This window comes from Spirochaetota bacterium (assembly GCA_026415295.1).
In the GTDB taxonomy this organism is placed as follows: domain Bacteria; phylum Spirochaetota; class JAAYUW01; order JAAYUW01; family JAOAHJ01; genus JAOAHJ01.
Genome location: JAOAHJ010000023.1, coordinates 172324 through 186836, shown reverse-complemented (window position 1 = coordinate 186836; position 14513 = coordinate 172324). Strand labels below are relative to the sequence as shown.

The window sequence follows — 14513 nt, the reverse complement described above, 5'->3', positions numbered from 1 at the left end:
ATTAATTTGTGATATTATTTTTAAATTTAGGTTAAAAAATGTTTTTTGAAAGAATAAAAAATAATTATTTTGATGATAATAAGAATTCTTATAATGATGGAGATTTTGAAGAAAAATTAAGTTATTTGAAAAAATATTTTAGCATTATAGATCATAAAAAATTAAAAAAATTAAATTTAAAACAAATCGAAGATATAGCTAAGAAAATTAGAGAATTTATAATAGAAGTCGTTTCAAAAAATGGAGGACACCTTTCTTCTAATCTAGGAATTGTTGAGTTAACTTTAGCTATATTATATATTTTTGATCCAGAAAGAGATAAGATAGTTTTTGATGTTAGTCATCAAATTTATCCATATAAAATTTTGACAGGAAGATCTAATAATTTTGAAACACTACGTAAAAAAGGTGGAATTTCTGGATTTTCAGATCCTGAAGAAAGTATATATGATCTTTTCAAAGAAGGTCATGTTGGTACAGCAATAGGTTTGGTATATGGTTTTTCTTTTTTGAAAGAGTTTTATAAAAAAATTTCTGAAAATAATTTTTATCAAGATATATCATGTTGCTTTAAAGATAAAATAGAGGGTGATCCAATTGCTATAATTGGTGATGGTTCTCTTACAAATGGTGAAATACTTGAAACTCTTAATTTTATTGGTAATAAGAAAAATGGGAAAATAATAATAATAATAAACGATAATGGAATGTCAATTTCAAAAACTGAGTCAGCAATTTCAAAATATATTTCAAAATTAAGTGCGAGACTTAATTTAAGAGGATTTTTAAAAAGAATTTATTTAAGTAAAAAAATAACTTCAAGATTTTATAAAATATTATTAAAGTTAATTATTTCTGTAAAAGGATTTTTCATTCCTGAGTCAATATTAGAGGAGTTTGGTTTTCAATATATAGGCCCTATTGATGGTCATAATTTAAAAGAACTTATTGAATATTTAAAAATAGCTAAAGAGATAGAAAGTCCTGTTATTCTTCATGTAAAAACTATTAAAGGTAAAGGATTTCAACCAGCAGAAAAATATCCTGATTATTTTCATTCATCACCAAGATTTGAAATTGAAAAAATTTATAATGAAGAATATTTGCAAGAATTATTTAGTAAGAAAAGAATAAATATTTTTACAGATTTTTTTGAAAGATTAGTAATTTTTGCTGGTTTTATTGAGAAAAAAATTATTGCTTTAACTTCGGCTATGGAAATTGGAACTGGCTTATCTTCTTTTGCTAAATTATTTCCAGAAAGATTTGTTGATGTTGGTATTGCTGAATCTACGCAAGTAACTATTTCAGGTTCTATTGCAAAAGCAAGTTTTGTTCCAATATGTAACATTTATTCTACATTTGCTCAAAGAGCTCTTGACCAAATTTATCATGATATTGTTCTAAATAAATTACCTATGATATTTTGTTTTGATAGGTATGGAGCTGTTGGAAATGATGGTCCAACTCATCACGGATTTTATACTTTAAATTTTTTACTCTCAATTCCTGATATAGAGATATATTTCCCTTTTTCAGAGGAAGATTTTGCTTATTATTTTATTAGCAGTATAAATGATGGCAAAATTAAAGCCTTTTTTTATCCAAAAGATAAAATTATATCATTGGAAGGTTTTAAATCCGATGATAAAATTTTGATGACAAATAAAATTAATACTAAAAATAGAAAAGAAAAAGATTTTAATTTCTTATTTATTAAAGAATTAGAAAATTTGAGGTTAGAAAATATTGATAAAAATTTTTTATTTAATCATTTAAATGAAATAAAAGAAAAATATTATGAAAATTTTATGTTTGAATTTGAAGAAATATTTATTAAAAAGAATAGATTTTATCCTTTTATTTTAATTTGTTCAGATTATAATGGAAATAGTTATAATGAAAAAAATGGAAATTTATCTATTAATAATAGTGCAAAAAAGAATGAAATGAGATTAGCTATAGTTTTTTCAGGGGCTTTTTTTGATAAAATTTATAATATTTTCAAAAATATTATTAATAATTGTTATCAATATTGTAATAAAAATGGGCATTATGAAAATAATTTTAAGATTGATGTTTTTTCATTAAGTAAAATAAAACCATTTTCTTATGAAAAAGCTCATAATATTATTGACTCATATAATTTGATTTTTATTGTAGAAGAAGTAATTGAACCTGGTTATATATATGCAAATTTTCTCAAAATATTAAATGAAAATTATAAAATTAAAAAAATAGATAATATTCCGAAAGTATTTGGATATTGCATAAAAAATAAAATAATTTATCATGGAAAAAGAGAAGAACAGCTTAAGGAAGCAGGAATTGATTTTGAAAAAATAGAAAATGATATTAGAAAAGAAATTTTTAATATGGAGTGAAAAATGGTTTTTTATGATTTTTCTCCTATAGATTTTTTAGATGTTGATTCAGAATTTTCTTTAATTAATGTTTCTAAAGAAGCTTTTAATCTAATGAAAAACAAAAATAGATTCGTTAGATTTTATATAAAAAATCTTGAATTTAGGGAAGCTAATATATTAAAACAGGAAGCTTTATCTAGAAAGCTCGAGTTTGCAATATCTTATAAAACTTATATGATGGATCCAAAAGAAAAAAGAACAGATGGTATGCTTTCTGGTAATCTATATCATTTATTTGAGTTAATAGAAAAATTAAAAATACAGCCATTTTCTTTAGGAGTCCTTGCTAAAGAACTTGAAGAATATATTAATTTTAATTATTTAAAAAATTTTACACCAGAAATAAAAATTGGTAATAGAAATTTTAAATGGAGAGATAACTGTTATATAGTTGGTATACTTAATGTTACACCAGATTCTTTTTATGAAGGATCTAGAGTTAATATTGATAATGTTCTTCAAAGAGCCAAATTTATGGCTGATAATGGAGTTGATATTTTTGATGTTGGTGGTGAATCAACAAGGCCAGGATCAGAATCTATTTCTGTTGATGAAGAGTTATCTAGAGTTATTCCTGTTATAGAGTTATTAAAAAAGAATTTTGATATACCTATATCTATTGATACAACAAAGGCTAAAGTTGCTGAGTTATCTTTTGAAGCTGGGGCAGATATGCTTAATGATATATCTGCTTGTCAATTTGATCCTGAAATGATTAATGTTGTTTCTAAATACAACAAACCTGTTTGTGTTATGCATATAAAGGGGAGACCAAAAGATATGCAAAAAAATCCTCAATATAATAATGTTATAGATGAAATATATGAATATTTTATTAATAGAGTAAATTTTTTAATTGAAAGAGGTATAAAAAGAGATAATATAATAATAGATCCGGGTATAGGATTTGGTAAAAATATCGAACATAACTTTATTTTAACAAAATATCTTAAAGCGTTTAAAACTTTAAAATTACCTATTCTTTATGGTGGTTCAAGAAAATCTTTTATAGGCCTATCATTAAAAAGGGAACCAGAGAGTAGATTACCCGCATCACTTGTAGTACATACCCTTGCTTTTTTAAATGGGGCTTCTTTTTTAAGAGTTCACGATGTTATGGAACAGTCTGATGCAATTAAAATAGTACAGATGATAAACTCTCAAAACAGAAATATTAATGTACAATGTATTTAACTATAAAAGAATTAATAAGTTATAAAATAATTAATAATAAATATTTAATAAAAAATTACATATGTAATTAAATTTAATTTTTAAATAGTATGAATAATTTAGTGCAAATAATTATTAATTTATGGTTTATATATATTTATTAAAAAACTTTTTTTTTAATTATTTTATACCATTTGTTGATATAGTTATATTAACTTTTACTTTATTCTATATTTATCTATTTATAGAAAAAACAAAAGCTTCAAATTTAGCTAAAGGACTTTTTATAGTCCTATTGTTGTTTATTTTAATGAAGTTGTTAAATTTTCCAATTGTTTCATGGTTTTTTGAAAATATATTGTCAAATCTTTTAATTTTCTTAATTATACTTTTTTCGCCAGAAATTAGATCTCTATTAATAAATTTAGGCAAAAGACAAATATTTAGAAAATTACCAAAGGAACAAAAGGAAAATATTAATATTATTGTTAATTCTTTGAAAAAGCTTTCTGAAAAAAATATAGGAGCTCTTATAGTAATTCAAAGAAAAAATGATTTAAAACAGATTATTTCAAATTACATCCCACTTGATGCTTCTATTTCAGAAGATATGTTTTATTTTATTTTTGATAGAAGGTCTATACTTCATGATGGAGCTTGTATAGTTAAAGATAATAGAATAATATGTGCTGCTGCAATTTTACCTCTAACTGAAAAAACTATGCCTGAACAAAAATTAGGTACAAGACATAGGGCTGCTGTTGGAATAACTGAGGAATCTGATGCTATTGCACTTGTAGTTTCTGAACAAACAGGAGCTATTAGTTTATGTGAGGGTGGCCAAATATTTTTTAATATAGATGAATATGAGTTAAGAAAAAAGCTTATTGATTTTTTGTATTTGAATGAAGATTATGGATTTGGAGAAATATTTGAGATAAAAGATGCTGTTTCAGAAAACAGTTTTTCTAAAGATGATTTTTATGACAAAAATAATAATAAAAATAAACTTTAATTATGAGAAAGAGCCTTATTATTAATTTGATAAAACATATTTTTTCTGATATTAAAGAAAATTATAAAGCATTTATTGTTTGTGTTTTTGCGTCTGTTTTTATTGCATATTTTATAAATACATTAAATTATGAAGAACAGGTATTATTTTCTGAAATTGAATTAAAAAACCTTGATTCAAAATATATTGTTAGAAATATAGAGAACAAAAAAGTAAAAATATTTTATAGAGGGAAAAAGGAAGATTTAATTTTTCTAAATAATTATAACATAAAACCATATATTGATCTTTCTAAAGCTAAATATGGAGAGAATATTATCAAAGTAAGTTTTGATTATTCTTTCTTACCTGAAAGCTTAAAAGTAACTAAAATAGATCCAGAATATATAAAAGTTAATATTGATATTAAAATTATAAGAGAATTAAAAGTTGTATTTAATATAAAAAATGAACCAGCAGAGGGTTATACAGTTTCGGATGTAATATTAAATTCAAAATATGTTAAAGTTGAAGGTCCTAAGTCCATTCTGGAAAACTTAGAATTTATTCAATTTAATGATATAGATATAACAGGTCTTGAATCATCAGAAATGTTTAAAATAGAACCAATTTTACCTGATATTAAATTAATAAATCCAGAAAATGTTTATGTTTATATAGAAATAAAAAAACAATTTGAGTTTTATAATTTTCAAAACCTTGCTATTCAGATTTTGAATAAAAAAAGAGAATTTGAATATATTTTGTCTCCAGTTTCACTCAATTTGCAGATATTAGTTCCTTCCAATCTTAAAACAAATCTTGAAATTCCAACTTTTATTGTAGATGTTTCAAATTTTAATGAAGAAGGAGAATATATAATAATTCCTTTTCTAAAGATAAATGAAAATTATGAAATTTTTAATATTGAACCATCAAAAGTGATATTAAAAATTATTAGAGTATCAAGGATGAATTAATAAAGGAGAGTGATAAAATGAGAGAAAATGTGTCAATTTTTGAGTCAGATATAATGCTTGGAGTAAATATTGATCATATAGCTACTTTAAGAAATGCAAGAGGAGAAGGGTTCCCTTCCCCTTTATATGCAGCACAGTGTGCCTATGAAGCAGGAGCTCATTCAATAGTTTGTCATTTGAGAGAGGATAGAAGGCACATTAAAGATGAAGATTTATTTAATATTAAAAGAAATATATTGTGCCCCCTTAATATGGAAATGGCTTTAAGAGATGATATAATAAAGATCTCATTCGATGTTAAACCATCAAAAGTAACTATAGTTCCTGAAAGGAGAGATGAAATTACTACTGAAGGTGGGCTAGATGTTGAAAAATCTTATCCTATTCTTAAAGATCTTGTTAAAGAATATAAGAAAAACAATATTGAGGTATTTCTTTTTATTGAAGCAGAAAAAAACAATATTGATAAATCTGTTTCTCTTGAAGTTGATGGAGTTGAAATTCATACAGGGAAATATGCAAACCTTATTGGAGTTGAAAAAGAAAAAGAGTTTTTAAAGATAAAGGAAATTGCTTCTTATGCACATAATCTTGGTCTTAAAGTTGCAGCAGGACATGGACTTAATTATCAAAATGTGATAAAAATTGCCTCAATAAAAGAAATATTTGAGTTAAATATTGGATTTTCAATAATATCGCATTCCATTTTTGTAGGGTTTGAAAAAGCAATAAAAGAAATGCTTTATCTAATGCGAATAGCAAAAAATATAAAAAATAATTAGTTAAAAATATTTAATTAAATATGTTGACTATTTTAAAAGTTGTTAATATAATTTTCATGTGTTAAGATCAATTAAAATTTATTTTTTTGACTATATATTAAAAAAATCAAATTAATTTTTATATAGAGATTTATATGGAACACCTATTTTCTATTTTTAATCAAGATCTATTTGCTGCTATGATAAGGCTTGCGACACCCATAATATTAGCTTCAGTTGGTGCTGTTATATGTGAAAGAGCAGGAATAGTTAATATTGCAATAGAAGGTATTATGATAATGGGGGCCTTCTTTGCTTCATATATTGCATTTATTACTGGTAATCCATGGGTAGGTATGTTAGGCGGAATTTTTGCTGGAGGTATTTTTTCTTTATTGCATGCTTTATTTACAATAACATTTCATCTTGATCATGTAGTTTCTGGTGCTGTATTAAATATATTAGCTTTTGGACTTGCTAGGTATTTTTTAGTTTTAACATTTGGACATCCTGGACAATCAGATCCTATTAGATATTCATTGGGGCAAGTTAAGATACATATTCCTATATTATATAAAATTCCTTTTTTGGGTAAGGTTTTTTTTGATCATACTCCAATTATATATATAACTTTTATAGTTATTTTTATAATATGGTTTTTGTTATATAAAACAAAGATTGGTTTACATATTAGAGCAGCTGGAGAACATGCAATTGCTCTTGAAACATTAGGAATTCCTGTTATTAAAATTAAGTATTTGGCTGTTTTTATTTCAGGTTTAACTGCTGGGTTGTCTGGAGCTTATTTATCAATAGAAAATTCTACTGTGTTTAGTGAAGGTATGACTGGAGGTAGAGGCTTTATTGCATTAGCTGCAATGATTTCTGGTGGTTGGAATCCTTTAGGAGCAACATTAGCTTCACTCTTTTTTGGACTTGCAGAAGCTTTACAATATAAAATTCAATCGGAACAAATTTTATTTATACCTAAAGAGTTTTTTTTAATATTCCCTTATGTTGCTACAGTTATTGTAGTTGCTGGATTAGTTAGAAAATCTAGACCACCAAAAGAGGTAGGAAAAGATTTTATTATAGAAAAAGAAGAGGAATAATTTTTGATTAAAAAAATTTTATGGAGGATAAATTATGAGTAAAAGAAAAATTTTTTTTGTCTTATTATCTGTTCTTATTATTTTTTCTCTTGTTTTAGTTTCATGTAAAAAATCTGAGAAAAAGGTAGGTATTAAAGTAGCAATGGCTACTGACGTTGGTGGGCTTGGTGATAAATCTTTTAATGATGGAAGTTATGCTGGATTACAAAAAGCAGCAAGTGAATTTGGAGTATCAGCTTCTGTAGTTGAATCAAAAGAGCAAACAGACTATATTCCAAATTTAACAGGTCTTGCTGAAGATGGTAACAAAGTAGTTTTTGCTGTTGGTTTCTTAATGGCTGATGCTTTAATTGAAGCTGCTTCTAAGAATCCAAATACCTTTTTTGCTGGAGTTGATATTTTTGTAGATCCTGAAAAAGCACCTAAAAATGCTATTGGTATTTTATTTAAAGAACAAGAATCTGGATATTTAGCAGGTGTTTTAGCTGGTCTTTTAACTAAAAAATATTATAAAATTTCTCCTAAATTAAATGATAAAAATGTCGTAGGAATGGTTCTTGGTATGGATATCCCACCTGTAGAGAGATTTCAAGCTGGGTTTTATGCTGGAGTTAAATATGTAAATCCAGAATGTGAAGTAATATCTATAGTAACAGGTTCTTTCAATGATCAAGCTAAAGGAAAAGAGGCTGCTTTAACTTTAATTAATAAAGGAGCAGACATAATTTTCCAGATTGCTGGGGCAACTGGTATAGGAGTTATAAATGCTTGTAAAGAAAAAGGAATTCTTGCTATAGGGGTTGATGTTGATCAAAATAATTTAGCTCCTGATACAGTTATTACTTCAGCAGTTAAAGGAATAACTCAAGCTACATATTTAATTGTTAAATATTATTTAGATAAGAACCTTGTTGGAGGACAAAACTATACTTTTGGTATTAAAGAAGATTCAACAGGTTTAGCTCCTTTCCATGATTTTGATTCAATAATTCCTCAAGAAGTTAAAGATTTTATAAATCAAGTTATTAAAGATATGAAAGAAGGCAAAATTGTTCCTCCAGCTACAAGAGCTGAAGCTGGTTACAAAATGTAATAAAGATCTATTAAATATTTGAGTTAAAAAATTTTTCCTGCAGAATGTAATTTCTGCAGGAAAATTTTTATAATCCTTATAAAGTTTTTATAAAAAATATTATTTGGATTATAAAAATTTAATTTTTGAAATTAAAATTAGGTAATTTATGGAAAAAATAATTCTTGAAATGAGAAATATTACAAAAATTTTTCCTAAAGTAGTTGCTAATAAAAATGTTTCTATATATTTGAGGGAAGGAGAAGTTTTAGCACTTTTAGGAGAAAATGGAGCTGGTAAATCTACTTTGATGAATATTTTATATGGTTTGTATAAACCAAATTCTGGTGAAATAATTTATAATGGTAAAGAGGTAAAGTTTCATTCACCAAAAGATGCTATAAAGAATGGGCTATGTATGGTTCATCAGCATTTTATGCTTGTAGATAATCTTACCGTAACAGAAAATATTATACTTGGTGATGAACCTATTAAAGGATTATTTATAGATAAAAAGAAAGCAAAAGATACAGTATTAGAGTTATCTAAAAAATATGGACTTGAAGTTCCACCTGATGAATTAATAGAAAATTTACCAGTTGGTATACAACAGAGAGTAGAGATTTTAAAAGCATTATATAGAAAAGCAAAGATTTTAATACTTGATGAACCTACTGCAGTTCTTACACCTCAAGAAGTAGATGATTTATTTAAAGTTATTAAAAGATTACAAGAAAGTGGGGTTTCTATTATAATAATTACTCATAAGTTAGAAGAGGTTAAAAATATTGCAAATAGGGTTTATGTTTTAAGAAGAGGTGAAGTTGTTGGTGAAAGAGAAGTTGAAAAAATTTCAAAAGAAGAACTAGCAAGATTAATGGTTGGTAGAGATGTAGTTTTAACTGTTGAAAGAAAAGAAAAACCTATAGAGGAAAGAGTTGTTTTTGAAGTTAAAGATTTACATTATAGAAATGATAGAGGAATAAATATATTAAATGGTATAAATTTGAAAATTAGAAAAGGAGAAATAGTTGGAATTGCAGGGGTTGATGGCAATGGCCAAGAAGAACTTGCCAATATAGTTATGGGATTAATAAAGCCAGACAAGGGGGAAATACTTTTCAATGGAGAAAATATTAATTTATTAAGCACAAAATATAGAATAAAAAAAGGTTTTTCATATGTACCAGCAGATAGACAAAAAGATGGTCTCATATTGCCTATGACTATAGGGGAAAATATAATAATTGGTAGACATGATGAAAAGCCATTTATTAAAAATTATTTTATAAGATATAATTACCTTTATTCATACTCTGATAATATAGTTAAAAATTTCGATATTAGATGTCCTGGCTCAAGAGTTGCTGTGAGTACTCTTTCTGGGGGAAATCAACAAAAAGTAATTCTTGGTAGAGAATTTTCGAAAGATCCAGATTTTTTATTAGTTTCTCAACCGACAAGAGGGCTTGATGTTGGAGCAATTGAATATATTCATAATCAAATACTTTCTTTAAGAGAAAAAAATGTTCCTATTTTGCTTATTTCCCTTGAATTAGAAGAAATATTTGCATTATCTGACAGAATTCTTGTTATTTATGAGGGAAAAATTGTAAAAGAATTTATTAACAAAAATGTCTCAGAACAGGAAGTAGGATTTTATATGACTGGTGGGAAAAAGGGGACAATGTATGAATCCGAACAATTTTAATAATTTTAACAAAAAAAATAATCTCAATTATATAAGTGTTTTAATAAATACAATAATTATTTTTCTTGTTTTTATTGGAACAACTATGTATATGGCCTCATATTTTTCAGGAGTTATATTTATAATTTTATCAGTAATATTATATTTTATTTATAAATTAAAATATGAACAAGAAGAAGAAAGAAGTAAAATTGTCAAAAAATGGATAAAATCTATATCACTACCTTTAATAGGTATAGGTATATCTGTAATAATTGGTGGAATTATAATGTTTATAACTGGTTACGATCCTTTTTTAGCTTATAGAGCTTTATTTTATGGAGGATTTTATAAAAACTGGCATGTTTCTGTTTTGAATGCAGTTCCTTTAATTTTCACTGGTTTATCAATATCCATTGCTTTTCAAGCTGGACTTTTTAATATTGGAGCAGAGGGGCAATATTATATTGGAGCTATAATGGCTGCTTTTCTTGGTTTATATTTAAATTTACCACCATTTTTTTCTATTTTATTAATATTTATTTTAGGAGGTTTATCAGCAGCTCTATATAATTTTATACCAGCTTTTTTAAAAGTTAAAACAGGAGCTCACGAAGTTATAACAACTATGATGCTTGCTCATATTGCAAGGTTAAGTTCTCCAATGTTTATTAGGCTTCTTGGTGGTCAAAGGAATATAAATATTTATACTCCAAAAACTGATGATATTCTTATAAATAATAGATTACCAAGATTTGCTGATTTAACTATTATGGGTAATAAGATTTTTGAAAATACTAATTATAGGGTTCATATAGGAATCTTAATTGCTATTATTTGTGCTATTTTAGTGTATATCATTTTATATTATACAAAATTAGGTTTTGAAATAAGATCTGTTGGATTGAATAAAAATGCTTCTAAAGTTGCAGGTATTTCATCAGGGAGAATCACAATAATATCTTTAATGTTTGCTGGATTTTTAGCAGGTTTGTCTGGTGTTGTTCAAGTTACAGGACTTGATTATAAATTATTTGAGAATCTTGAAGCAGGGTATGGATGGAATGGGATTTCTGTTGCATTACTTGCTTCGAATAATCCTATTGGAGTGATTTTTACTGCTTTATTATGGGGAGCTTTAAATGCTGGCGGACAATATATGTCAAGAACTACTCAGATTCCAAATTCAATTGTGGAAATAATTAAAGGGATAATTTTGTTTTTAGTTGTTGCAAGATATTTATACAATTATGTAACAAATAGATTGATTAGAAAATCTAATATTTAAGTATTAGGGAAATAAAATAAGATAAAAATATGAACAGAAATATTCCATTTATATTAGGTCATAGAGGAATACCGGGTTTATCATTTGAAAACACCGTTCCATCTTTTTTGAAAATAAAAGAAAATAAAATTGATGGAACAGAATTTGATGTTTTACTGACTCATGATGGTATTCCGGTTGTTTATCATGACTTTTCATTAAAAAGGTTTACAGGAAAAAGTATAAAAATAGAAGAAATTGATTATGAAGACTTAAAAAAAATTGAATTAATTGATTTTGATAAAAAAATTACTTATATCCCAACAATTTATGAGGTAATTGAAATATTAAAAGATTGTAATTTAATAAACATTGAAATAAAAGAAGAGAGAAGAAATGATGAAAGAACAGAAAACAAGGTAATAGAGGTAATTAAAAAATATAAAATTGAAGATAGAGTTGTTGTATCTTCATTTAATCCTTTTGTTATTTATAGGTTAAAAAATAAAGCTCCTTGGTTAAAAAGAGGATTGTTGGTTTCAAAAATAGGAACTCCTTTTTATATTAAAAAAATGTATTTTCTAAAATATGCTTCACCTGATTATATTCATTTTGATATAAGAATGTTACATGATCCTGTTCTTGATAAATTATTTAATAAAAATTATAAATTTGTTTTTTGGTGTGTTGATAATTTGAATGAGTTATGTTTAGCGATGAAATATAATCCAATATTTATAATATCAAATATTCCACATAATATTAAAAACTATTTTTATAAATAAATTTTTTATATAATAAATTTATTATAAAAGACTAATTTATTGTAATATAGTAAAGTTTTTAATTTAAAATATTTTATAAAAGTTCTATTTTAATTTAAGATTTTAATAATATTTATTAAATATTTTAATAAATGAACAAAATTATAGATAATATTAAAAATCAAATTTATATTTTTTTTGATTCAAAAAATCTTTTTCACAATTTGCTTTTAATATTTTTAATCATTTATTATGCATTAATATTTTTGTCTATATTATTTTTGTTAGAGGGGTATATTTCTATAAATAAAAATTATAATAAACAAGTTTATGATATATCTCAAGATTGGAAGATACAAATTTTTGAATCAAAAGATGATAATTATTCAGATTTTAATTTAATAGTAGAGTCTAATACAAATCTTCCTGTTTATTTTGAGTCTTTTGCAAAAATGAAAGTAGGTAAAGAAGTTATAAATGGTAAAGCTGTAATAACAAAAACTATAGAAAAAGATATTTTAACAAAGTTTAATGATAGTCAATTTATTGGTATATTTATAGGTAAACTTATTGATTCAGCTGAAATATGGATTAATAATAGTAAAATTGCAGAATATGGCAAAAAAGGAAAGTACTATTTTAGTTGTTGGAATAAAAATTTAGATATAAAGTTGCCCAATTTATTAAAAAATGGATTAAATAATATAAATAATATAGAAATTAAAATTATAGTTTATTATAATCCAACTGGGTCGGTTCAAGATAAATTTTTAATTGGGGATTATTATTTTATAGAAAGAGTAGCTAAACTTAATAACTTTATTGACATTGACTTAAAAATTATATTATTAATTATTATTTTAATTTTTAGTTTTATTTTTCTATATCTTGGAATGAAACAAAATCTAACATATTATTATTACTTTTCTATACTCAGCTTAGAAATGGTAATATTTTCAATAACTTATATTTTTGATTTTTTACCTATAAAAAGAGTTTTTTTTAACTATCTTGTTGAATATAAATCATTATATTTGTTGTTTATAATGCTAATAATTTTTTGCCAGGATTATACGGAAAGAAAATATAACAAAATAATTGTATTTTTTATAACTCTTGCCACTATAGGGTTTTTTATTGATTTAATTATCTATGATAGATTTATTAGATTAAATATTTATAAAATATTTAACTTTATTTTATTTGCTGCTCTTCTTTATATTTACTTTAATTATATTTTTGAATATATTAAAGATAAAAGTTCTAAATTGAAAGATATCATTTTTGCTATGACTATATTGGTATTGTGTCTTTTAAATGATATGATAGCATTTCAATTTGCTGATGTACTTAAAAAATTTTATCCTGAATTTGTTTCTTTAAAATATTTAATGGTGTATGGTTTTATTGGATTTATTTTGCTTTTAGGTAGAAAAATGATTTTTCTACTCATAAATTCTTTTTATACTTCAAAGCTTCTTTCAGTGGAGCTTGATAATCTTAGGAGAGATTTGATTAAAAAGAGAAATGAACTTTTTATTAATATTAAAAATCTTTCAAATATTGCTAAAAAGGATTACAAAATATCTTCAAAGCTTAAAGAGTTGAGTAGGGAGTTTAAAAGTATCAATGAAGATTTTCTTTTAAATTTAAAAGAGGCTAATGATTTTATTAATATAATAAATGTAAAGGAAAATGAAATTGTTGAGGAAGCTCAAAAACTTGAAAATAAATTAAAAAACATAAAGAAGATAATTATTAGCCTAAGAGATATTTTCGATAAACTTAAAACTAAATATAAATTAATACTTGAAAATACAATAGCCATAGATAATATAGTTGAGCAAACAACACTATTATCTTTAAATTCTTCAATAGAAGCTTCAAAAGCAAAAGAAAAAGGAAAAGGTTTTTCTGTTGTTTCTGATGAAATTAGAAAACTTGCAAATAAATCATCTGAATTTTCAAAAGAAATTAAAGATAAATTATTTTTAATGGAAAATATAATAGAAAATTCTATTAATTCTCTTAATAAATTTGAAAATGAGTTTAATATTTTTAATTTAAATTACAGTGAATTATTTGAATTTTTAAAGAATAATTCTTCTTCATTAAAAGAATTTTTAATGACAACAAATGAATTAATAGAAACTCTTGTTAAGATAAGTAATATTTCTATAAATATAGAGGAAAACTCTAAGGACCTCTTTATAATTGCTGAGAAGAATAGTAGAATGATAAAATAACAATTAAAATTTTTTAATATAGAAATTA

Annotated in this window: 11 protein-coding genes; all 11 read left to right on the top strand. The window is 24.5% G+C overall.

From position 1 onward, the window contains the following. Positions 1-38 precede the first annotated feature (38 nt). The 11 genes from N3A58_05690 to N3A58_05640 all read left to right on the top strand — a co-directional run bounded on the left by N3A58_05690 (position 39) and on the right by N3A58_05640 (position 14485). A complete protein-coding gene (locus N3A58_05690; GenBank protein MCX8058887.1) occupies positions 39-2384 on the top strand; it encodes a 1-deoxy-D-xylulose-5-phosphate synthase in 2346 nt (781 codons plus the stop codon). A gap of 3 nt (positions 2385-2387) precedes the next feature. After that, positions 2388-3620, top strand: coding sequence for a dihydropteroate synthase (gene folP / locus N3A58_05685; protein MCX8058886.1), 1233 nt, complete (start codon positions 2388-2390; stop codon positions 3618-3620). Positions 3621-3741: 121 nt separating this feature from the next. Continuing rightward, entirely contained in the window at positions 3742-4614 is an 873-nt protein-coding gene (gene cdaA / locus N3A58_05680; protein ID MCX8058885.1) for a diadenylate cyclase CdaA, read from the top strand. 2 nt (positions 4615-4616) lie between these two features. Further along, positions 4617-5573, top strand: coding sequence for a CdaR family protein (locus N3A58_05675; protein MCX8058884.1), 957 nt, complete (start codon positions 4617-4619; stop codon positions 5571-5573). Between the two features lie 17 nt (positions 5574-5590). Further along, the gene (locus tag N3A58_05670; GenBank protein MCX8058883.1) at positions 5591-6355 is read left to right on the top strand and encodes a pyridoxine 5'-phosphate synthase; all 765 of its coding nucleotides are present in this window, start codon (positions 5591-5593) and stop codon (positions 6353-6355) included. Between the two features lie 134 nt (positions 6356-6489). Then, complete coding sequence (locus N3A58_05665; GenBank protein ID MCX8058882.1) at positions 6490-7446, top strand: ABC transporter permease; 957 nt, start codon at positions 6490-6492, stop codon at positions 7444-7446. A gap of 34 nt (positions 7447-7480) precedes the next feature. After that, positions 7481-8539: a BMP family ABC transporter substrate-binding protein gene (locus tag N3A58_05660; protein MCX8058881.1), complete on the top strand. Its 1059-nt coding sequence runs from the start codon at positions 7481-7483 to the stop codon at positions 8537-8539. Positions 8540-8687: 148 nt separating this feature from the next. Continuing rightward, the gene (locus tag N3A58_05655; GenBank protein ID MCX8058880.1) at positions 8688-10229 is read left to right on the top strand and encodes an ABC transporter ATP-binding protein; all 1542 of its coding nucleotides are present in this window, start codon (positions 8688-8690) and stop codon (positions 10227-10229) included. Next, positions 10210-11496, top strand: a complete 1287-nt coding sequence (locus N3A58_05650; protein ID MCX8058879.1) for an ABC transporter permease — start codon at positions 10210-10212, stop codon at positions 11494-11496. Before N3A58_05655 ends, N3A58_05650 begins: the two co-directional genes overlap by 20 nt. Positions 11497-11525: 29 nt before the next feature. Next, on the top strand, positions 11526-12260 hold the full coding sequence (locus N3A58_05645; GenBank protein ID MCX8058878.1) for a glycerophosphodiester phosphodiesterase family protein: 735 nt from the start codon (positions 11526-11528) through the stop codon (positions 12258-12260). Between the two features lie 131 nt (positions 12261-12391). Then, a complete protein-coding gene (locus tag N3A58_05640; GenBank protein ID MCX8058877.1) occupies positions 12392-14485 on the top strand; it encodes a methyl-accepting chemotaxis protein in 2094 nt (697 codons plus the stop codon). Positions 14486-14513 lie beyond the last annotated feature (28 nt).

Coding starts and splice junctions, on each gene's coding strand:
- N3A58_05690 (MCX8058887.1), top strand. CDS start 39: ATGTTTTTTGAAAGAATAAAAAATAATTATTTTGATGATAATAAGAAT.
- folP (MCX8058886.1), top strand. CDS start 2,388: ATGGTTTTTTATGATTTTTCTCCTATAGATTTTTTAGATGTTGATTCA.
- cdaA (MCX8058885.1), top strand. CDS start 3,742: ATGGTTTATATATATTTATTAAAAAACTTTTTTTTTAATTATTTTATA.
- N3A58_05675 (MCX8058884.1), top strand. CDS start 4,617: ATGAGAAAGAGCCTTATTATTAATTTGATAAAACATATTTTTTCTGAT.
- N3A58_05670 (MCX8058883.1), top strand. CDS start 5,591: ATGAGAGAAAATGTGTCAATTTTTGAGTCAGATATAATGCTTGGAGTA.
- N3A58_05665 (MCX8058882.1), top strand. CDS start 6,490: ATGGAACACCTATTTTCTATTTTTAATCAAGATCTATTTGCTGCTATG.
- N3A58_05660 (MCX8058881.1), top strand. CDS start 7,481: ATGAGTAAAAGAAAAATTTTTTTTGTCTTATTATCTGTTCTTATTATT.
- N3A58_05655 (MCX8058880.1), top strand. CDS start 8,688: ATGGAAAAAATAATTCTTGAAATGAGAAATATTACAAAAATTTTTCCT.
- N3A58_05650 (MCX8058879.1), top strand. CDS start 10,210: ATGAATCCGAACAATTTTAATAATTTTAACAAAAAAAATAATCTCAAT.
- N3A58_05645 (MCX8058878.1), top strand. CDS start 11,526: ATGAACAGAAATATTCCATTTATATTAGGTCATAGAGGAATACCGGGT.
- N3A58_05640 (MCX8058877.1), top strand. CDS start 12,392: ATGAACAAAATTATAGATAATATTAAAAATCAAATTTATATTTTTTTT.